The organism is Kitasatospora sp. NBC_01266 (assembly GCF_036242395.1).
Taxonomy (GTDB): Bacteria; Actinomycetota; Actinomycetes; order Streptomycetales; family Streptomycetaceae; genus Kitasatospora.
This window is the reverse complement of sequence record NZ_CP108458.1, coordinates 6,413,184-6,435,817: the sequence shown is the minus strand read 5'-3', so window position 1 is coordinate 6,435,817 and position 22,634 is coordinate 6,413,184. Positions and strand designations below refer to the sequence as shown.

General features: G+C 73.9%; 7 protein-coding genes. All 7 read left to right on the top strand.

Going from position 1 to position 22,634, the window contains the following annotated elements; translation table 11 throughout:
• Window positions 1–241 precede the first annotated feature (241 nt).
• The 7 genes from OG403_RS27815 to OG403_RS27785 all read left to right on the top strand — a co-directional run bounded on the left by OG403_RS27815 (window position 242) and on the right by OG403_RS27785 (window position 22,633).
• Window positions 242–1,513: an MFS transporter gene (locus OG403_RS27815; protein ID WP_329568997.1), complete on the top strand. Its 1,272-nt coding sequence runs from the start codon at window positions 242–244 to the stop codon at window positions 1,511–1,513.
• Between the two features lie 226 nt (window positions 1,514–1,739).
• Window positions 1,740–14,915, top strand: a complete 13,176-nt coding sequence (locus tag OG403_RS27810; protein WP_329568995.1) for a non-ribosomal peptide synthetase/type I polyketide synthase — start codon at window positions 1,740–1,742, stop codon at window positions 14,913–14,915.
• Window positions 14,912–16,450, top strand: a complete 1,539-nt coding sequence (locus OG403_RS27805; RefSeq protein WP_329568993.1) for a condensation domain-containing protein — start codon at window positions 14,912–14,914, stop codon at window positions 16,448–16,450. Before OG403_RS27810 ends, OG403_RS27805 begins: the two co-directional genes overlap by 4 nt.
• Before the next feature lie 637 nt (window positions 16,451–17,087).
• The gene (locus tag OG403_RS27800; protein ID WP_329568992.1) at window positions 17,088–18,254 is read left to right on the top strand and encodes a PLP-dependent cysteine synthase family protein; all 1,167 of its coding nucleotides are present in this window, start codon (window positions 17,088–17,090) and stop codon (window positions 18,252–18,254) included.
• 28 nt (window positions 18,255–18,282) lie between these two features.
• On the top strand, window positions 18,283–18,534 hold the full coding sequence (locus OG403_RS27795) for a chaplin family protein (protein WP_329568990.1): 252 nt from the start codon (window positions 18,283–18,285) through the stop codon (window positions 18,532–18,534).
• Between the two features lie 1,737 nt (window positions 18,535–20,271).
• Window positions 20,272–22,140, top strand: a complete 1,869-nt coding sequence (locus OG403_RS27790; RefSeq protein WP_329572609.1) for an APC family permease — start codon at window positions 20,272–20,274, stop codon at window positions 22,138–22,140.
• Between the two features lie 118 nt (window positions 22,141–22,258).
• The gene (locus OG403_RS27785; RefSeq protein ID WP_329568988.1) at window positions 22,259–22,633 is read left to right on the top strand and encodes a hypothetical protein; all 375 of its coding nucleotides are present in this window, start codon (window positions 22,259–22,261) and stop codon (window positions 22,631–22,633) included.
• Window position 22,634: the final 1 nt, after the last annotated feature.

Below are 22,634 nucleotides of genomic sequence, written 5' to 3'. Positions count from 1 at the left end.
CTGCCGACCCGTCAATGACCGGTGACGACGGCGCGACTCCTGCGTCGCAGCAGCACCGGGCGCAACGCCTTTGACAGTAGGAGCGCTCGAGAGCCCCCGTCAAGCCGTTACGGCGAGTACGGACGGAGCGCGGACGGAGCACGGAGCGTCGGCCGGAAGGATATTGATCTACCGTCAGGTAGCCCCTTAGAGTTGCTGTGCAATGTCACACTGAACTGTCACATGGCGAGCGGGGGGAGCAATGCCGAACACCGCGCAGCACGCCCCACCGCTCACGGCGGCCACGATGCCCCGGGCGTTCTACCGGCTGGCCGTGGGCGATGCGCTGTCCACCTACGGCAGCCAGCTCGACCTGGTGGCACTGAGCCTCTTCGCCTACCAGGCATCCGGCAACGCCCTTGGCACAGCCGGGTACTTGATCCTGCGGCTGGCCGGCGGCTTCGGCGGTGGACTGGTGGCCGGCTCACTGGTCGCCCGCCTGGACCGGCGGCGGCTGATGACGGGCTGCGCCCTGGCCCAGGCCCTGGCGCTGGTGGTGGTGGCGCTGGCACCCGCACCGGCCCGCATCCCCGTGCTCTACCCGCTGGCCCTGGTCCTCGGCGGAGCTGCCGCGGTGTCTGCGGTCGCGTTCCGCACCAGCATCCCCGAGATGGTCGGCGCGCAGCGCCGGGCCCGGGCCAACAGCCTTCTGGCGACCGGCCGTTCGACCGCCATGGTGCTCGGTTTCGCCTCCGCCGGCGTGCTGGTGGCCTGGGCCGGGTTCCGCGCGGCCCTGCTCACCGACGCGGCGAGCTTCGTGGTCTTCGCGGCGGTGGTGCTCCGGCTGCCGCTGCCCACGCGGGCCGAGCGGCCGGGCGACGCGGGGGACACGGGGGACGCGGGCAAGACCTCGGGGCGGCGCCGGAACGGCGCGGCCGGCCGCTGGCAGGCGCTGGCCGTGCTGCGGGCAGCGCCGGTGGTCGGCGCCATGGTGGCCATCCGGTTGGTGGACGCCTTCGGCTCGGCCGCGCACAACATCAGCCTGCCGGTCTTCGCCAACCACTCCTCCCCCGGCAACCCGGCCGCCGTGCTGGGCATGTTCTGGGCCACCTGGGCGGTCGGCAACCTCGGCGCCCAGCAGTTGGTCAGCCGGGTGCTGCTGCGCCGCGGCATCGAACCCGGCGAGCGCGCCTTCGCACTGGGCACCTGCCTGATGTCCAGCTGCTTCATCCTCGTCTTCACCGGGCTGCCCACTCCGCTCTTCCTGCTGGTCGCGATCGGCGCCGGACTCGGCGACGGCTTCACCGAGATCTCCTACACCACCCGGATCCAGTCACTGGCCGACGAGCACCGCGGCCAGGCCTTCGGCTTGCTGGCGACCGCCGAGAGCGTCGGCATGGGCAGCGGGATGCTGCTCAGCGCCGCACTGCTGGCGGTCTTCAGCCCGCTGACCGTGGTCGGCGTCTCGCACGCGGTCCCGATCGGGCTCGCGCTCTGCTTCCTGCTACTGGTCACCCGCGCCCGCCGGCGCTGACCCGCGCCTGCCCACTGACCCCTGATCACCGTTCCGCTGACCGCTGACCGCCGACCGCTGACCGCTGACCGCTGACCGCTGAGCACTGAGCACTGACAGCACCCGTGGGCGAGATCCGACACGCCGCCAGCTGGACGCCGCGGGGGCCACACCCGACGACCTCACCTGTCCCTGCCCGGCGCGACCACAACCGCGCCCCGCACCGATCCGGAAGGTGCCGAACCTGATGAGCTCCACCGCACTCGACCCGAGCCGGCTGCGCACCCTGGAGGCCCGGCTGCTGCTGCGCCCCGAGCTCGCCGACTGCGCACTGCTGCCCGTCGTGCGTGCGGACGGCCGCCCCGGGCTGCGGGCCTTCCTGGTGCCCGCCGCCGCCGGCGACTTCGCCGCGCTGCGCCGCCAGGCCGCCGCGGCCCTGCTGGACGTCGACCCGAGCACGGAACTGCACCTGCTGGACGGCATCGCCCGCACGCCCGAGGGCGAGCCCGACCCGGCCGCCCTGGCCGCCGCGGTCGACCGCCCACCGGCCGCGCCCGGCCCCGCCCGCCGCCACCTGCGGGAACTCACCCCGCACTGGCGGCCGTTCGGCGACAGTGTGACGACCGTCGGGCCCGCCACCGCACCGGAGTCCCCGACCGTGCCCGAGGGTGCCGGCGCGGAGACGGTCGGCGCCGCACTGCCCGCTCCGGCGCCAAACGCGCCCCGGACGCTGGCCGAGGCACTGCGGCACGCCGCCGCCCGCCACCCCGAGCGCGGCCTCCACCTGGTCCGGCCGGACGGCGGCGACATCCTGCTGACCTACCCTCAGCTGCTCGCCCGGGCCCGCGGCGTACTCGCCGAGCTGTCCACCGCCGGGCTGCGGGCCGGTGACCGGGTGATCCTCCAAGTCCCGGAGCCGGAGCACTACTTCCCCACCCTGTGGGCCTGCCTGCTCGGTGGGCTGCAACCGGTCACGGTGGCCCGTCCGCCGGACTACCGGCAGCGCAACCCGGTGCTGGAGAAGCTCTGGCACGCCTGGCAGACCCTGGCCGAGCCGCCGGTGCTCGCCTCCGGCGCGGCGGTACCGGGGCTGGCCCGTCTCGGGGAGCTCTACCCGGCACCCGGCCTGCGGGTGATCGCCGTCGACCGCCCGGCCGGCGCCACCCCCGCACCCACCCCCGCCACCGAGCACGCCGCGGACCCCGGCGAGGTGGCGATCCTGCAGCTCTCCTCCGGCAGCACCGGCCGGTCCAAGGCGGTGCAGATCACTCACCGCGGCATCCTGGAGTACGTGGCGGGCGCCGTCGCGCAGGGCACAGCACCCGGGGACACCACGGTGAACTGGCTGCCGCTGGACCATGTCGCCGGACTGCTGATGTTCCATCTGCGCGACGTGGTGCTGGCCGCCGACCAGGTGCAGTTACCCACCGAGCTGGTCCTTGCCGACCCGCTGCGCTGGCTGGACACCCTGGAGCGGTACCGGGCGGCACACTCCTGGTCGCCCAACTTCGGCTTCCGACTGGTCGCCGAGGCGGTCCGGGCGGCCGGGCCCGGGCGGCACTGGGACCTGTCGGCGCTCAAGTCGCTGATCAACGCCGGGGAGCAGTGCACCGAGGCGGTGCTCGAGGAGTTCCTGGCCGCCACCGCCCCGTTCGGGGTCCGCCCGGACCACCTGCTGCTGGCCTGGGGCATGGCCGAGACCTGCACCGTGATCACCTACAAGCGCTACCACGAGCCGGGCGCACGCCAGTTGGTGCGGACCGCCTCGTTGACCGGCCGGCTGGAGCCGGTTGATCCGGCGACCGGCGAGCGCGGCACCGCGTTCCTCAGCATGGGACGGCCCGCGCCGGGCGCCCGGCTGCGGGTGACGGACGACACCGGCCGGGTGCTGCCCGAGCACCAGAGTGGCCGGCTCCAGGTCAACTCCGGCCGGGTGACCCCGGGTTACCTGAACAACCCGGCGGCGAACCAGGAGGCCTTCGTCGGCGAAGGGTGGTTCGACACCGGCGACCTGGCCTACCTGGCCGACGGCGAGGTGGTGCTCACCGGCCGCCGCAAGGAGATCATCATCGTCAACGGCGTGCACTACTTCTGCCACGAGCTGGAGGACGTGGTCGCCACCGTCGAGGGTGTCCGCTCCGGGCATGTCGCGGCCTTCGGGGTGCCGGACGAACGCACCGGCACCGAGCAGTTGGTGATCTGCTACGTCCCGAGCGATCCGGACGCGCCCGCCCCGCCGGTCACCGCCGAGGTGCGCGAGCTGCTCGCCGCCCGCCGACAGCCCGCTCCCGCGCTGCTGCTGCCGATCCCGCTCGCCGAGTTCCCGCGCACCACCAGCGGCAAGATCCAACGCACCGCGCTGCGCGGCCGGCTGCTCGACGGCGGGCTCGACGAACAGCTCGTCGCCCTGGACCTGGCCGAGGCGAACTCCAGGACGCTGCCGGACTGCGTGCGCGAGCTCGTCTGGGAGCCCCGTCCGGTGCCGGCCTCCCCCGCTGTCCCGGCCGACGGCGCACAGCCGGGTTCGGGCATCCTGCTGCTCGGTCCCGCCGGCCCCGGCACGTTGGCCGAGGCAGTGGGCGCGGTGCTGCCGCAGGCCCTGGTGGTAGCCGCGCCGCCGACCGCCGACCCGCGCGAGTGGCGGGCGGTACTGGGAGCCGACACGCCGATCGACGGCCTGCCGAAGCAGGTGGTCTACCTGTGGAGCGCCACGAGCGACGGGCCGGCCGGGCGCCACGACGAGGCACTGCTGGCCCTGCTGCGGGCGCTGTCCGAGCTGACGGCCGGTCGGGCGGACGGCCTCGAGCTGGTCACCGTGAGCGCCGGTCTGCATGCCGTTCGGGCCGGTGAACTCCCGCAGCCGCGTGCCGCGTTGACGGCGGCGCTGACCGCCGGGGCGCGGGTCGAGCAACTGGTCGCGCGCGCCCGGCACCTCGACCTGCCGGGTGGCGCACCGGTCACCGAGCAGGCGGCGGCCCTGTCGGCGCTGCTGTCCGAGCCCCGACCCGAGCCGGAGACCGCATGGCGCGCGGGCCGCCCATGGGTCCCCCGGCTGGCTCCGCCCGAGCCGTCCGCCGGTCACGCCACGTCCGCCGCTTCCGCCGTTCCTAACGCTTCCACCGCTCCCACCGCTCCCACCGCCGAGGGCTGTTCGCTGCTCACCCCCGGCGCGCGCTACCTGGTCACCGGCGGCCTCGGCGGCGTCGCCGCCGAGTTGCTGCCCGGACTGCTGCGCGACCACGGCTGCCGGCTGCTGATCGTCGGCCGGACCGACCCGGACGCGCCGACCGCCGAGGCGGCCGAACGCCGGGCCGCGCTGCGCCGGCTGGCCTCCTACGGCGGCCAGGTGGACTACCGCCAGGCCGATGTGACGGACCGTCAGCGACTCGCCGCAGTGGTCACCGAGGCCGAACGCGACTGGCAGGCCCCGCTGGACGGGGTGCTCCACCTGGCAGGCAGCTACCGCATCGCCATGCTCTGCGACACCGGCACGGACGACTGGCGCGCGGCGGTCCACGCCAAGACCGAGGGCACCGACAACCTGATCGAGCTGGTCCGGCAGCGCCCGGGCGCGCAGTTCGTCGGCTTCTCCTCGATGATCGGCCTGCAGGATGCGGTCGGCTCCGCCGCCTACGCCGCCGCCAACCGCTATCTGGAGAGCGCCGCCGAGCGGCTGCACCGGGAGACCGGGGCCCCGGCCTGGACCATCTCCTGGGGCCTGTGGAGCGAGGTCGGCATGAACCGCGGCGCGGCGCACGAGCGGGCGGCCGCCGAGCAGGGCATCGCGGTGCTGACCGCCGCACAGGGCCGCCGGCTGGCCTCGCTGCTGCTGGCCGCCGCGCCGGGCCGCCGGTACGCCGGCCCGGACCCGGCCGCCCCGGCCGCTCGCCGCCGGCTGCTCGCCACCGCACCTCGCCCGGTCCTCGAGCAGGCCGTGCCGCCGCCGGTCGGCACGCCGCGCGCCACGGCCGCCGCGCCGACCGGGCCCGCCACCGCCGAACTGCGCCGCCTGGTGCTGGACGCCTTCGAGTCGGTCCTCGACGGACCGCTGGACCCGGGTCTACCGTTTACCGAACTCGGCATCGGCTCCCTGCAGTTGATGCGGGTGCACGGCGCACTGAACGCCGCTCTGCCGAGTCCGCCGGCGCCCACCGAGCTGTTCCGCCACCCCACGGTGGACGCCCTGATCGCCCACCTGGGCGCGGCCGCCGCCGGCGCCCCGCCGTCCCCCGCGGGCACCGCCACGTCGACCGAGCACCCTGCCGCACCGGGCACAGCGGGCGCACCGAGCACGCCGGGCGCGGACCGGCGAATCGCCGTCGTCGGCCTCGCGCTGCGCTTCCCCGGCGCCGACACGCCCGAGCAGTACTGGCAGAACATCGTCGACGGAGTCTGCAGCACCACCCGGTTCACCGAGGCGGAGCTGGCGGCGGCCGGCCTGCGTCCCGAGGAGTACCGGCACCCCGACTTCGTCCCGGTCACCGGCGCGCTCCCGGACATCGACCACTTCGACGCCGAGGCCTTCGGCATCAGCGGCGCCGAGGCGGCGCTGATGGACCCTCAGCAGCGACTGCTGCTGGAGATCTGCCAGCAGACCCTGGAGGACGGCGGGTACGGCGCCCCCGACCCGGCGCGCCGGGTCGGCGTGTTCGCCGGCACCGGGATGACCCTGTACGCGCTGCGGAACTACTACCAGCACACCCTCGCCGCGACCGCCGACCCGGCCGAGCCGGTGGCCGCGCTGCAGACCGCGATCGGCAACCAGGCGGACTTCGCCGCCACCCGGGTCGCGTACCGGTTGGGCCTGACCGGTCCGGCGGTCGGCGTGCAGACGGCCTGCTCCACCTCGCTGGTGGCGGTGCACCTGGCGGTGCAGTCGCTGCTGTCCGGCGACTGCGACCTGGCCCTGGCCGGTGCCGCCGCCCTGCACATCCCGCAGGCCGCCGGCTACCGCTACCAGGAGGGCTCGATCCTCTCCCCCGACGGCTCCTGCCGCGCCTTCGACGAGCAGGCCGCCGGCACGGTCGGCGGCAACGGCGTCGCGGCCGTGCTGCTCAAGCGCCTGGACCGGGCGCTGGCAGACGGCGACACCGTGCACGGGGTGGTCCTCGCCTCGGCGGTCAACAACGACGGCGGGCGCAAGGTCGGCTACACCGCGCCCAGCGTGGACGGGCAGGCGGCGGTGGTCGGCCGGGCGCTGGACCTCGCGGGGGTGCCGGCCGAGAGCATCGGCTACCTGGAGGCGCACGGCACCGGCACCCCGCTCGGCGACCCGATCGAGGTGCAGGCGCTGACCCAGGCGTTCCGGGCCCGGACCACGGCCGCCGAGTTCTGCGCGCTCGGCTCGGTCAAGCCCAACATCGGCCACCTGGACACCTGTTCGGGGATGGCGGGGCTGATCAAGGCGCTGCTGGTGCTGCGGCACGGCACCGTCCCGCCGCTGCTGAACCTCACCCGGCCGAACCCCGCGCTCGCCCTGGCCGGCAGCCCCTTCCGACTCTCGGCCGAGGGCCGGGCCTGGCCCGCCGGTGCCACCCCGCGCCGGGCGGGGGTGAGCGCGCTCGGCGTCGGCGGGACCAATGCCCATGTGGTGCTGGAGCAGGCACCGGAGGCGACCGGCCGGCTCGCTCGGGACGACGCACCGACCGTGCTGCCGCTGTCCGCCCGTACCGAGGAAGCGCTGACCGGGCTGGCCGCCGCGGTCCGCGAGCGCCTGGCCGCCGACCCCGCCCTCGCGCCCGGCGACCTCCCGCTCTCGCTCGGCGGCGGCCGCCGCGCGCTGCGCCACCGGCTCGCCGTCACCGGCCCCGACCGCGCCGCGCTGCTCCAGGGCCTGGACGACCACCTGGCCGGCCGGCCCGTCGGCGCCGGGCGGGTCCGCCGCGAGGCCGGGCGCGGCGAGCTGCTGCCGGTGCTGCTCCTCACCGGCCAGGGCGCCCAGTACCGGGGCATGGCCGCCGAGCTCTACCAGGCCTTCCCGGTCTTCCGCGCCGTGCTGGACGAGTGCGACCGGCTGCACCGGGAGACCTGGGGCGAGCCGCTGCTGCCGCTGCTGCTCGACGCCGTGCCGCAGGGCGCCGACGACAGTTGGACCACCGAAGCGGCGCAGCCCGCGCTCTTCGCGGTCCAGGCGGCCTACCTGCGGCTCTGGCAGGAGCTCGGAGTGCGGCCGGCCGCGGTCGCCGGGCACAGCGCCGGCGAGTACGCGGCCTTCCACGCCGCCGGCGCACTCGACCTGGCCGACGGGATGTTCCTCACCGCCCTGCGCGGCCGGCTGATGCACCGCGCCACCGAGCCGGGCGCGATGACCGCGGTCCTGGTCGGCGCCGACCGGCTGGCCGAACTGGCCGACTGGCTGCCCGGGGTGGAACTCGCCGTGGTCAACGGCGCGGGCCAGTGCGTGCTGGCCGGCTCGCCGCGCGACGTCGCGGCAGCGGAGGCGGTGCTGGCCGCCGACGGGGTGACCACCGAGCGGCTGGCCGCCGACCGGGCGTTCCACTCCCGGCTGCTCACCCCGATGCTCGACGCCTTCCGCGACCAGCTGTCCCGGCTGCGCTTCCGGCCGCTGACCGTGCCGCTGGTCAGCAACCTCGGCGGTGCGGTGCTGGCGCCGGGCACCGTGCCGACGCCCGAGCACTTCGTCCGGCAGACCCGCGAGACCGCCCGGTTCGACCAGGTGCTGACCGCCATGGACGAGCTGGGCCACGAGCTCTTCCTGGAGATCGGCCCGCACCGGACCCTGACCGGGCTGGGCCGCCGCGAGCTGCCGCACCGTCACTTCGTGGCCGGCGCTCGGCGCGGTGCCTCCCCGGAGCAGCAGTTCGACACCGCGGCCGCCACGCTGTGGGCGCACGGCGTCCCGCTCGACTGGACCCGCTTCGCCGCCGCCCGTGCCTGGCCGGACGGTCCGGCCCGCCGCGTGCCGCTGCCCACCACCGCCTTCCAGCGCCGCCGCCACTGGTTCACCGCACCCGCCCGGCCTACCACCGAGGACGCCGCCATGCCCCAGGAACCGCCCCAGCAGACCACGCCCGAAGCGGCCGCCGCAGCGGGCCCGGAGCAGATCGCCGAGCAGGCGGTGCTGCGCCGGGTGGTCGAGCAGACCGCTCGTCAGCTGGGTTACGACGAGGCGTCGGTCAACCCGGAGGAGGCCTTCTTCGACCTCGGTGCCGACTCCCTCTCGATGATCAACATGATCCGCGACCTGGAGCGGGCGTTCCAGGTGCGGGTGTCGATGCGCGAGCTGTTCGAGGCGGCGGACACGCCGGCCCGGCTGGCGGGGCTGATCGCCGGACGGCTGGAGCCGGCGGTGCTGGCTTCGCTGCTGCCGGCCGCCGAGCCCGCGGTCGCGCCCGCACCCGTCGAGACTGCGGTCGCGCCCGTCCAACCGGCCGCCCCCGCGGTGGCTGCCGCCGAGCCCGCCACCCGCCCGGCGCTCCCGGCACTCCCGGCGCCCCTCGCCACCCAGGCTCCGGCGCCGCTCACCCCGCCCGCGCTCGCCCCCGCGAGCGACAGCACCGCACTGATCGACCGTCAGCTGACCCTGCTCGGCCAGTTCTCCGACCTGATGCGCGATCAGCTCGGCCTGCTGGCCGGCACCGCCCCCGTCCTCCCCCAGCCGGCCACCCCCGCCGCCCTGCCCCCCGCCGCCATCCCCGCCGCCCTCCCGGCGGCCGCCGCTCCCCAGTCGCCCACCGCCCAGCAGCCGCCCGCCGCCCCGCAGGTGCACGGCCCCCGGGTGAGCGTCTCCCGCGACTCCGGCATGGCCGCCGGCGGGCTGACCACCGAGCAGCGCGCCCACGTGGACGAGCTGGTGGCCCGCTTCACCGCCCGCACCGCCGCCTCCAAGGAGGTCACCCGGCGCCACCGCCGCACCCTCGCGGACAGCCGCGCCGTGGTCGGCTTCCGCTCCTCCACCAAAGAGATGCTGTACCCGATCGCCGCCCGCCGGGCCCGCGGCGCCCGCCTGGAGGACGTCGACGGCAACTCCTACGTCGACATCACCATGGGCTTCGGCGTGCTGCTCTTCGGCCACGATCCGGAGTTCGTCTCCGAGGCCGTCCGCGAGCACCTGGCACACGGCCTGCGGCTCGGCCCGCGCGGTCCGGAGACCGGCGAGGCCGCCGAACTGCTGGCCGAGCTGACCGGCACCGAGCGGGTCGCGTTCGCCAACTCCGGCACCGAGGCGAACGCCGGCGCGATCCGGCTGGCCCGCGCGTACACCGGGCGCGACAAGATCGTCATGTTCGAGGGCTCCTACCACGGCCACTTCGACCACACCTTGGGCCGGACCCTGGGCCACGGCCCGGACCGGGAGACCGTCCCGGTCTCGATCGGCATCCCGGGCAGCGCGGTCGCGGACCTGGTGGTGCTGCGGTACGGCGACCCGGAGAGCCTGCGGGTGATCGACGAACTGGGCGACCGGATCGCCGCCGTACTGGTCGAACCGGTGCAGAGCCGCCACCCGGGGCGCCAGCCCGCCGAGTTCGTCCGCGAGCTGCGCCAGCTGACCACCCGGCACGGCATCGTGCTGGTCTTCGACCAGATGCTCACCGGCTTCCGGCCGCACCTGCGCGGCGCCGAGGGCTTCTGGGGCGTCACCCCGGACATGTCCACCTACGGCAAGGTGCTCGGCGGCGGCTACCCGATCGGCGCGATCGCCGGGCGGGCCGACATCCTGGACGGGATCGACGGCGGCCACTGGGAGTACGGGGACGACAGCTACCCGCCCAAGGACACCACCTTCTTCGGCGGCACCTACATCCAGCACCCGCTGGCGATGACCGCCGCCGGCGCCGTGCTGCGTCACCTCAAGGCGGCCGGCCCCGGCCTGCAGGAGCGGCTGAACGCGCGCACCGAGGAGTTGGCCGGCGCCCTCAACGGGTTCTTCGAGGAGGAGGAGTTCCCGCTGCGGCTGGCCCACTTCGGCTCACTCTTCCGCTTCGAGCCGCGGGCCGACATGGAACTGCTCTTCCCGCACCTGCTGACCCGCGGGGTCTACGTCTGGGAGTGGCGCAACTTCTTCCTCTCCACCGCCCACACCGACGCCGACCTGGAATTCGTGATCGACGCGGTCCGCGAGTCGCTGCGCGACCTGCGGCGCGGCGGCTTCTTCCCGGCCTCGCCGGGCGTCCGGCCGCCGGCCCCGCGCCCGGCCGCCCCCGAGGCCGCCGCCCTGGCGAGCACCACCGCCACCGACAGCGCCACCGACACCGAGAGCGCCACCGCCTCGCGGTCCTACCGTCCGATCAGCGACCCGCAGCGGCCGGTGGACTTCAGCCTCTACTTCTTCGGCGACTATCCGCTCGACTCCCCGGACGACGAGAAGTACCGCATCGTGCTGGAGAGCGCCCGCTTCGCCGACCGGCACGACTTCCACGCGCTCTGGCTGCCCGAGCGCCACTTCCACTCCTTCGGCGGTATCTTCCCCAACCCCTCGGTGCTGGCCGCGGCCCTCGCCCGGGAGACCGAGCGGATCCGGCTGAACGCCGGCTGCGCCGTGCTGCCGCTGCACCACCCGGTGCGGGTGGCCGAGGAGTGGTCGGTGGTGGACAACCTGTCCGGCGGCCGGGTGGGCCTCGGCTGCGCCAGCGGCTGGCACCCCAACGACTTCCTCTTCTTCCCCGAGCGCTACGGCAGCCACAAGGAGCTGATGCACCAGCAGATCGACACCGTCCGGGCGCTCTGGCGCGGCGAGCCCTACCAGGGCCGCAACGGCAACGGGGAGCCGATCGAGGTGACCCTGCACCCGCGCCCGCTCCAGCAGCAGCCGCCGATGTTCACCGCGATCGTCGGCAACCCGGACAGCTTCCGCGAGGCCGCCCGGCACGACCTCGGGGTGATCACCAACCTGATGACCCAGGACATCCCGCAGCTGGCCGAGAACATCGCGCTCTACCGGCGCACCCGGGCCGAGCACGGCCTGGACCCGGAGGCCGGCCGGGTGGTGGTGCTGGTCCACACCTACCTGGGCACCGACCTGGCCACCGCGCGCGAGCAGGCCTACCGCCCGTTCTGCACCTACCTGCGCTCCTCGCTCTCGCTCTTCGGCCAGATGGCCAACAGCCTCGGCCTGACCCTGGACTACCAGAACGCCCAGGAGGACGACCTGGAGTACGTGCTGGAGCGCGCCTACGAGCGCTACTGCGCCTCCCGCGCGCTGATCGGCACGCCGGACAGCACCCAGCAGGTGCTCTCCGAGCTGCGGGCGGCCGGCGCGGACGAGATCGCCTGCTTCATCGACTTCGGCCTCTCGCCCGAGCTGGTGGCCGCCGGACTGCCGCAGATCGACGCGCTGCGCCGGGCCGCCCGGCGCGGTGCCCCGCTCTCGTACGCCCAGCAGCGGATGTGGTTCCTGCACCGGATGCTGCCCGACTGCGGGCAGTACAACGAGGTCAAGGCCATCGAGCTGGACGGCCCGCTCGACCCGCACCTGCTCGACACCGCGCTGCGCGGCCTGATCGAGCGCCATGTCGCCCTGCGCACCGTCTTCCGGGAGCGGGACGGCGAGCCGTACCAGGAGCTGCTGCCGCCCACCGACGGCCCGGTGCTGGAGCGGGTCGCGGCCCACGGTCGGGACGCCGGGGCGGCGGTGGCCGAGCTGGTCGCCGCCGAGGGTGCGCACCGCTTCGACCTCGCCGAGGGCCCGCTGTTCCGGGCCCGGCTGCTGGAGCACGCCGCCGACCGGCGGGTCCTGGTGCTGTCGATGCACCACATCGTGATCGACACGCTGTCCACCGTGGTGATCACCCGGGAGCTGGGCGAGCTGTACCGGGCCGCCCAGCAGCAGCGCGCCGCCCGCCTGCCGGTGCTCGCCACCGGCCCGGCCGCCGAGGCCGCCCGCGAGCGGGCGAAGGTGGCCGCCGGCGGCTACGCCGACAGCCTGGCGTACTGGCGCAAGGTGCTGGGCGGCGAGCTGCCGGTGCTGGCGCTGCCGACCGACCGGCCGCGCCCGGCGGTGCCGGACGGCCGGGGCCGGGCCTTCGTGCGCCGACTGCCCGCGGAGCTCTCCGCCCAGCTCAGGGAACTGGCCCGGTCCCGGCGCTCGACCCTGTTCATGGTGCTGCTGACCGGCTTCGCCGGGGTCCTGCAGCGGTTCGCCGGGCAGGACGAGATCGTGCTTGGCACCCCGGTGGCCAACCGCGCCGAGGAGACGCAGGAGCTGGTCGGCTTCTTCGTCAACTCGCTGGCGCTGCGGCTGGACCTGTCCGGGGAGCCGGCCTTCGCCGAGGCGCTGGACCGGGTGCGCGCCACCGCGCTGGACGCCTACGAGCACCAGGAGCTGCCCTTCGAGGTCCTGGTCCAGGAGCTGAACCCGCAGCGCGACACCAGCCGCAACCCGCTCTTCCAGGTACTGGTGGAGTTCGAGAACCACGCGGTCTTCGAGCTGGACCTGCCCGGGGTGACGGCCCGTCCGCTGGACGAGGTGGTGGACCGCTCCGCCTTCGACCTGACGCTCTTCCTGACCAACCTGCCCGACGGCATCCGCTGCCATCTGGAGTACGCCGAGGCGCTGTTCGACCGGGCCACCGTGGACCGGCTGTTCGACGCCTTCGAGCTGCTGCTCGCCGCGGCGGTGGCCGATCCGGCGCGCCCGCTGGCCGAGTTGACGGCCGGCCCGGCCGATGCCGCCCTGGAGTGCGGACCCGCGCTCGCGCAGCCGCCCGCCCATCCGCTGGCCGCGGTGGCCGCGGTGGCGAGCGAGCAGCCGCAGGCCGTCGCGGTACTCGGCGCCGACGGCACCGCGACCGACTACCAGGAGCTGGCGGCCCGGGTGGCGGAGCTGGCCGGGCGGCTGCTGGCGGCCGGGGTGCGCGAGGGCGACCGGGTCGGCGTGCTGCTGCCGCGCTCGGTCGACCAGGTGGCCGCGCTGCTGGCCGTGCTGCGGCTGGGCGCCGTCCATGTGCCGATCGATCCGCTGCAGGGCCCCGAGCGCTGCCGGCTGATCGCCGCGGACAGCGCGCCGGCCGTGCTGCTCACCCGCTCGGACGCGGACCTGATGGGCCTCGACCTGCCGACAGTGCTGACCGACGCCCCCGCCGACACCAACCGCACCGCCGACTCGAAGGTCGAGCTGCCCGCGCTCCCGGTCCCCTCGGCCGAGGCGCCCGCCTACCTGCTCTACACCTCCGGCTCCACCGGCCGCCCCAAGGGCGTGCTGATGCACACGCAGGGCCTGGCCGCGCTGGTGGCCTGGAACGTGGCCGAGCACCCGGCGGCCCGCACCCTGCAGTACGCCTCCTGCGGCTTCGACGTCAGCGTCCAGGAGGTGCTGACCACGCTGGCCGGCGGCGGCACCCTGCTGCTGATCGAGGAGGAGACCCGCTACGACGTGCGGGCACTGGCCGCCGTGGTCCGGGCCACCCGGGCCGAACGGCTGCACCTGCCCTACACCCCGCTGGCCGCGCTGGTGGAGGCGTTCGGCGAGGAACCGGTGCCCGACCTGCGGGAGCTGATCCAGGGCGGCGAGCAGCTGCTGCTCACCGCCGGACTGCGGGCCTTCCTGGCCCGCAACCCCGGTTGCCGGCTGGTGAACCACTACGGCCCGACCGAGGCCCACGCGGTGACGGCCGGGGTGATCGCCCCCGACGGCCCGGACCACGCCCCGATCGGCCGCCCGGTGCCGGGCAGCCGGATCGTGCTGCTGGACCCCGCCGGGCGGCGGGTCCCGGTCGGCGCGGTCGGTGAGATCCAGCTGCTGGGCCTGCAGGTCGGAACGGGCTATCCGGGCCGCCCGCAGGAGACCGCCGCCGCCTTCGCCGACTCCCCCGAGGGCCGCCGCTACCGCACCGGTGACCTCGGCCGGTGGCGGCCGGACGGCACCCTGGAGTACCTCGGCCGGGCCGACCGCCAGGTCAAGGTGCGCGGCTACCGGGTCGAGCCGGGCGAGGTCGAGGCCGTGCTGCGGACCGTGCCGGGCGTGCGCGGCGCGGCGGTGACGGCGCGTCGGACGGAGGCGGGCACGGTGCTGGCCGGGTACGTGCAGTGCGAGCCCGCCGACCTGCCGCGGGTCCGCGACCAGCTCGCCGACCTCCTCCCGCACCACATGGTTCCCGCGCTCTGGGCCACGGTCGCGGCGCTGCCGTTCACCGCGCACGGCAAGCTCGACGCCGCCGCGCTGCCCGAGCCGCTGGCGCCGGGCGCGGACCAGGAGGCAGCCGCGCCGGCCACCGAGCTGGAGCGGACCGTGCAGCTGCTGTGGGAGCGGGAACTCGGCTGCCCCGCCGGAGTGGAGACCTCGTTCTTCGACCTCGGCGGTCATTCGCTGGCCGCCACCCGGCTGCTGAACCGGGTCCGGGAGGCGACCGGGCTGCGGATCGGCGTGCTGGACTTCTTCCGCCGCCCGACCATCCGCGCGATGGCCGCCCACCGGCCCGAGCCCCAGGACCAGCCGACCCCGGCCTTCGAGGAGGGCACGCTGTGACCGGGCGCGCTGTGACCGGGCATGCCGCGGCCGAGGACGCCGTGCCCGACGGCTGGGAGCGCCTGGTCACTCTGCTCGACGAGCGCGAGATCGTGCTGCGCACCACCGGCGACCGGCTCGGCTACCTGGCCCCGCCCGGCGCCGTGGACGCGGAGCTGACCGGGCTCGTCCGGGCGCACCGGGACCGGCTGCTGAGCACCCTGACCGGGGCGGGGGCCGCCGTGGGGGCCGCCGTGGCCGCCGCCCCGGCGGGGGTGGCGCAGCGTCAGATGCACCGGCGGCACGGCCTGGCGGTCGATCCGGCGGTGTGGAACATCACCCAGCGGATCGCCCTGCGCGGACCGCTGGTGCCGGGCCGGCTGGCCGAGGCGCTGACCGCGCTGACCGCGCGTCACGAGAGCCTGCGGACCCGGTACCGGGCCACCGAGCTCGGTCTGCTCCAGCAGGTGCAGCCGAACCGCCCGGTGGAGCTGCCGTTCGAGGACCTGCGCGGGACCGCCCCCGAGAGCCGGGCGGCGGCGGTCGCCGAAGCCGCCCGGGTCGAGGTCGGCCGCCCGTTCGACCTGGCCACCGCCCCGCTGCTGCGCGCCCGACTGCTGCGCCTGGCCGACCAGGAGTGGGTGCTGCTGCTGACCTTCCATCACATCGCCATCGACGGCTGGTCGCTGGCCACCGTGCTGGCGGACCTCGGCGCGCTGTACGGGCCGGACGGGTACCCGTCCGAGCGGGACCCCGGCCGGATGACCGACCACGCCTGCTGGGAGCGGACCGTGGTCACCCGAGAGGCCGTCCGCGCAGCGACCGCCCACTGGGCCGACACGCTGGACGGGCTGCCGCTCACCGTGGAGCTGCCCACCGACCGGACGCGCCCCGAACAGCGCTCCGGGCACGGCGGCACGGCCGGGTTCCGGCTCCCGGCCGCCCTCACCGAGGCGGTCGGCCGCTACGCGGCCGCCCGCTCCACCACCCCGTCCGCCGTGCTCCTGGCCGCGCTGGCCGAGCTGATCGGCTCACTGACCGGGGCACCGGAGACGCTGGTCCTGCTCTCCAACGCCAACCGCACCCGCCCGGCGGACGAGCAGGTGGTCGGCCTGCTCACCAACAGCCTGCCGATCCGCCTGCGCACCGCCGCTCCGGACGGCTTCGGGGCACTGGTCGACCGCGCCGCCACCGCGGTCGCCACCGCCCTGGACCACGCCGCGGTGCCCTTCGGCCTGCTGGTGGAGCCGCTGCGCGAGCGCGGGCTGCCATTTCCCGCCGCGTTCCCGCAGGTCCAGCTCACCATCCAGAGCACCCCGCCCGCTCTGCTCGCGCTGCCCGATCTGACCGCCGAGGTGACGGACGTCCCGGGCCCCTCCGCCCGTGCCGACCTGCTGCTCATCCTGACCCCGGACCCGGACGGCCTGCAGGGCCTGGCCGAGTACGACGCCGATCTCTTCGACCCGGCCACGGTCCGGTCCTGGCTGGCCCTGCTGGTCGGCAACCTGACCCGGCAACTCGATCTCCCGCTTCAGCGACGCGGTCCTGGCCGGTGACAGGACCAGGCCCATCGCGACCAGGACCGCGCCCGCGTGCGGAATGCGTTCACCCCTTCCGCAGACCCGCGTCGCCGTTGCCCTGCTTGCGCGTCTGCTGCGGGTCGTAGCCGGGGAAGGGCATTTGCACAGGAAGTCGATCTTCTGGTTCTTCCAGTCGCACTGCACTCGTTCAGGGGTGTCGGCCGGGTACGGCACCACGTGGCTGACCGCCGAGTCGTACAGGGTCTTGAACCCCTTGTGGTCGTCCTGGTACCACGTCCCGATCTTCGTGAGAAGTTCCTCGAGGCTGTTCGAGAACGATTCGTTGTCGTTCGTCATCTTCCCGTCTCCTTCTGCCGCGGGGGTGTCGCCCCCGGTGCGCGCGTCACGCGACCGCACCTCCACCTTCCCAATTCGCGTACAGAAGCGACAGATTCAGCCGATGCTTCGTAGACAAATCATCTGACTGGGTGGACGTCGGGACTCTCGCGCCGTGTCACCGTCGCATCGGCGGTCAACCGGCTTGCGCCACCAGGGTGAAACGTATACGTCCTACCTGTGCTGCTTCACACCCGCGCGCACAGCACTGCTAGTCATGGTCGGGTGCCGCCGTCCCCCGTGGGCGGCACCCGACCATGACTAGCGGAGGCTGTTGATGAGTCTGACGAAGAGCACGGCGACGCCGCCTCGGGAAGGCGAGGAGGACATCTCGGACTTGTACCCGGAGGACCGCGGCTGGGTCACCGAGTGCCTCAGCCGGCTGCGCGACCAGCGCCTCCAACCCAAGAAGACGCGCCTGATCGAGTTCCCGCTGCCCGCCGCGCTCGACGGGATGAAGCTGTTCGTCAAGAACGAGTCCGCGCAGCCCTCGGGCAGTCACAAGCACCGCCTGGCCCACGCGTTGTTCACCAACGCCCTCGCCAGTGGGTGTCTGCGCGACGGCACCCCGGTGTTCGAGGCATCCAGCGGCTCCACTGCCATCTCCGAAGCGTGGTACAGCAACGAACTCGGCATCAAGTTCAACGCGGTGATGCCGAGCGGCACATCCGAGGAGAAGCAGCAAGCCGTCAGGGACCTCAAGGGAAACGTCATCCTGGCGACGGCCGGGGAAGACCTCGTCACGGTCGCCCGTCGGCAGGCGGAGCAGAGCAACGGCCACTTCATGGACCAGTTCACCTACGCCGAGCGGGCCTACGACTGGCGCAGCGAGCACGGCTTGGCGCCTGAGCTGTGCCGCGAGGTGGAGCCGGACTGGTTCGTGATGGGGGCGGGCACCGGCGGCACCGTGACCTCGGTGGGCCGCTACGCCCGCTACACCAACCGCAAGCTGCGGGTGTGTGCGACCGACCCGGAGAACTCCGCGTTCCTCCCTGGCTGGCGCGATCATGACCGCACGGCGACCGACAAGGGCTCGCGGATCGAGGGGATCGGCCGGCCGCGGATGGAGCCGTCCTTCCTGTTCCCACTGGTCAATCGGATGATCCGGGTGCACGACGCGGCGTCGGTGGCCACCATGCGGGTGGCCGCGCAGTACCTGGGCATCGAACCGGGGCCGTCGACCGGGACCGGTCTGTTCGGCGCGGTGCAGATCCTGCTCGGCATGCAGGCGAACCGTCAGCGGGGAACGATCGCCACCGTGCTGTGCGACGCCGGCTCCCGCTACACCGCCGAGTACTACAACGACGACTGGCTGGACAAGAAGGGCATCGACTACCGGGCCTGGATGGAACCCGTCGAGCGGTTCTTCAAGTCGGGAGAATGGCAGCCGCCCGTCAACTTCAGTCCCGCGCCGAGGCCGAGCGCCACCCTGTGGAACATGTGACGTCCATCGCCCCGGTCGCGGCAGGCGGTTGAGGCCTGCTGCGTACCCAAACGGCAGCCCCGTCCCGTCCGGGGCCGCGCACGCCAACATCGTCGGCATCGGGAACGCGACGTTCGCGAACGCCTGTACCAACCAGGGCGGTGCGCAGGCCTCGGGCGGCACTGTCGCCGGCAGCGGCACGGCCAGCGGTAACCATGCCGCGCTGCCGTTGACCCTGCCCCGCAACCACTGCGGCAACAGCGGCATCATCCGCACCGCCGTTTTCATGTCCAGCGTCTGAAGCGGTTGATCCGGCGTCAGCTGAGACAGGTGGAGCGGTGATGGTTGCCGGGGTGCCGGGTGCGTCGGTGGCGGATCCCACGGTGCGGGAGCTCGCGGCCCTGAGCGGGCGCGCACTGCCGCTCCTGCGGCAGTGGGTGGCCGACCAGCCGCAACTCGGCGGCGCGCGGGCACTGCTGGTGCTGGCCTCCGGCGCGGGCCTGAGCGACGACGCGTTGCGTGCGGAGCTGACGGTCGCCCACCGGGACGCGCTGGCCGGCCCGGACAGCTGGACATGGGTGAGCCGGATGGCCTGGATCCGGGCGGAGCAGGGGCGTGCGGAGGCGGCCTACGAGCTGGCGGCTGCTGCTGGCCGGGCAGACACCGGCCCGCCGGTGCGACCTGGCGCACGTCCGCGCGCTGCTGGCGGCCGAGGGCGGGATGGCGGAGGTCTTCCACACCTTCAACCTGGCCCTGGCCGTCGAGGCCGCCACCGACGATCTGCGTGCCCTGGCCCGGCGGGCGGCCGACGACGAACGGCCCGACTGCTGCCAGGTGCTGGCCCCCGTGGCCCTGGCACTGGCGGAGGTCACCGCAGGCCGCCCACAGGCGGCGGTGGACCTCCTGAGCGGCCTGGGCGAGGGGGTGGAGCGGATCGGCGGGGTGCGGGTGGAACGCGAGATCGTCCAGGACACGCTCGCCCGCGCCCTGATCGACACCGGCGAGCACGACCGCGCGGTTCGACTGCTGCGCCACCGCACCGCCATCCGCCGGCACCACACCTACGGAGACCTCCTCCTCCGGAGATTCCATGACTGTGCCTCAGGTGATCGTCCTCGGATCACCCCGTCGACAGCCGACCGAAGGTCGACCGGCCCGCCAAAAGGCCGCCTCCGCAGCTCTGCGAAAACGGCCTGCGACCCGCGTGAACGCCGATCGGGGCAGGAGGCCGACCCTGCTCTCCGCGGACCACGTGAGAATTCTATTGCTTTCCCGCTGAACAGCCGGGCGATAATCTCGCGGTCACGAGGCGCAGAATCAGCGACCTTGTCTTGCCGAGTTTCATGTGCACCTCCTCGAAGTCGCCCTGCCGGTAAGTCTTCCGGCACAGTCCAGCATACTCCGCACGAACCGCATTCGTATCCCGGGCAAGAATTGTGCTGCCAGTAATTCCCGTTTTCGATTTCTGCCAAAATCCGGTCCCGGATGATCCAGGAGATTCCGGCGCCCATCGACGATTCCCCGGCCGAGCACCCGCAGGCCGGCGGCACACGGATGTTCCTGCCGCTGCCGGACGGCGGCGGCGAGGTCGGAGTGCAACGGCCCGGCGTGCGCCTTGCCCCGCCGGTGGACGCCATGCGTAACACTGTGTGGCGTGCCGAATACAGAGAACGCCCACGGCGGCGCTCGGGAGGGCGGCACGCCCAGTCCCGACGCCTCGTTGCCGACACTCGACCAGGAGCAGCTCGGGGTGTTGCGCCGGGTGGGCCGTGAGTGGGGTCGGGTGGCCGGGGATCCGCAGGAGTGGCGCCGGGCGCTGCCCGTGAACCCGGAGCTCGGTCGCTATCCGGCTGCTACCGAGATTCAGCCGGTGCGCTTCGGTCGTTTCGTGCGGGTGGCCACGGTCGGCGAGCAGCCGCCGGCGGTCGAGACGACCAGTGAGGACACCCGGACGTCTCGGCTCGGCCGGGTCGCCGCCAAGGTGCGGCACCTGCTGCTCGGGGCTCCGCTGCGGAGCACCGCGATCGCGCACGAGCGGATGCGCAAGCTGGTGGCACTGCCGGTGCTCTCCGCCGACGCGCTCTCCTCGGTCGCCTACGGGCCGGAGGCGATGCTGGCCGTCCTCGTCCTCGCCGGCACCGCCGGCTTGCGCTACTCGGTGCCGATCGCCGCGACGATCGCGTTCCTGATGCTCGCGGTCGGAGTGTCCTACCGTCAGACGATCCGTGCCTATCCGCACGGCGGCGGCTCGTACATCGTCGCCACCGCCAACCTCGGCCGCCTTCCCGGACTGGCGGCGGCCGCCGGCCTGATGACCGACTACATCCTCACGGTCGCGGTCTCGATCGCCTCCGGGATGGCGGCGGTCACCTCGGCGATCCCCTCGCTCCAAGGCGACATCGTGCCGATCGGCGTCGTCGTGATCGCCGTGCTGCTCGCCGGGAACCTGCGCGGTGTGCGGCAGGCGGGCGCGCTGTTCGCCGCACCGACGTACGCCTTCGTCCTCGCCGTCCTCGCCCTCGTCGCCGTCGGGCTGTACGACGCGGCCGGGCGCGGGTTCCACCCGACCCCGACACCGCAGTTGACGGCGACCGAGGGTGCCAGCGTGCTCCTGATCCTGCGCGCCTTCGCCTCCGGCTCGACGGCGATGACCGGCATCGAGGCGATCTCCAACGCGGTGCCGGCCTTCCAGCCGATCGAATGGCGCAACGCCCGCACGACCCTGACGTGGATGGTCGGCCTGCTGATCGCGCTCTTCGCCGGCACGGTCGCGCTGGTGCGCCTCGACGGCGTCGTCCCCAACGCACAGGAGACGGTCCTGTCACAGCTCGCCCACCGCACCTTCGGCTCGGGCTTCGGCTACGCCGTCACCCAGGCCGCCACGGCCGCGATCCTGCTCCTGGCGGCCAACACCGCCTACAACGACTTCCCGCGCGTCCTCTACCTGTTGGCCCGCGACAACCAGGCACCGCGGATCTTCCTGCGCCTGGGCGACCGGCTGGCCTTCAGCAACGGCATCGTCCTGCTCTCGGTCGCCGCGGGCGCGATCTACGCGGCGTTCGGCGGCAAGACCGCACCGCTGATCCCGCTGTACGCCGTCGGTGTCTTCCTCGCCTTCACGCTGTCGCAGACCGGCATGGTCGTGCACTGGTGGCGCCTGCGCGACCGCCACTGGCGCAAGAGCCTGACCTTCAACGCCGTCGGCGCGCTGCTCTCGGCGATCGTGCTGATCACCGCCGCGATCACCAAGTTCACCGAGGGCGCCTGGTTCGCCGCACTCACCGTGGGCCTGTTCATCCTGGTGGCGAACAGGATCCGGCACCACTACGACCTGGTCGCCGCCGCGCTCGCCCTGCACCCCCACGCCGTCGAGATCCCCAGTCACACCGTCACACCGCCACGCTCGCAGGACGGCGCGACACCAGCCGACGCACCCGCACCGGGCCCGGCACCCCGGGCACCGTCCCCGACCGCGGCGGAATCGGAGGGCGAGGAGACTCCCGAGGAGATCCACCCCCTGCTGATCGTGCCGATCGCCGCGCTGGACCTGGCCGGCATGCGCGCACTCGCCTACGCCGCCTCACTCCGACAGCCCGTTCTCGCCCTGCACATCAGCCCCAGTGCGCAGGAGGCCCAACGCTTCCGCGAGTACTGGGACCTGTGGGGCGACCACCTGCCACTCAAGATCCTCCTCTCCCCTTACCGCGCGATCGTCGCACCGCTGGTCGACTACATCGAGTCGCTCCATCACCAGCGCCCGGACCTCACCCTGACCGTCGTCCTCCCGGAGATCGTCGTACGGCACTGGCGCCACCGACTCCTGCACAACCGACTCGCACCCCGCCTGCGCAGAGCGCTACGGCCCCTCCCGAAGATCGTCGTCACCACCGTCCCGTTCCACGTCTAGAACGGCGGGGAACCGCGCGTGGGGCTATTGATGACTGGACCACCCGTCAGGAACCGACGTGTTCGCACTACGCGTCCCGTGTTCCATGGCTTCTGACGAACACCCAAATCACGCGAGCGTGTCCGAACGCCTCCAGCCGAAGTCGCCCGCCACGCCCGACGAGCCTGCCCTTCCCGTCCCCAGAAGCCTGCGGCATCCCGTCGACTTCCTTGAGGCCAACCGGCGCCTTCCGCTGGAGAGCGGCGGCGGGGCCGATCCGTACCCGGCCGACGACCAGGTGCAGGGCGGGGTCACGATCGATCTCGACGCGTGGGCCGGCGCACTCGAGGGTGATGCGCGGATCCTGGCAGACCTCGCATGGCCGCTGATCCTGGAGTTCGTGCAGCAAGGTGTGCAGGTCACCGTGGTCGGCGACCCGCCCGAGGCCTGGACCGACCGGGCGGGCGCTGCGGGAGTCAAGGTACGTCCGTCGCCTCGGCGGCTCCCCGGTTAGG

Bases quoted from the DNA above. Each gene is read 5' to 3' on its own strand.
- OG403_RS27815 (WP_329568997.1), top strand. From the start codon at position 242: ATGCCGAACACCGCGCAGCACGCCCCACCGCTCACGGCGGCCACGATG.
- OG403_RS27810 (WP_329568995.1), top strand. From the start codon at position 1,740: ATGAGCTCCACCGCACTCGACCCGAGCCGGCTGCGCACCCTGGAGGCC.
- OG403_RS27800 (WP_329568992.1), top strand. From the start codon at position 17,088: ATGAGTCTGACGAAGAGCACGGCGACGCCGCCTCGGGAAGGCGAGGAG.
- OG403_RS27790 (WP_329572609.1), top strand. From the start codon at position 20,272: ATGCGCAAGCTGGTGGCACTGCCGGTGCTCTCCGCCGACGCGCTCTCC.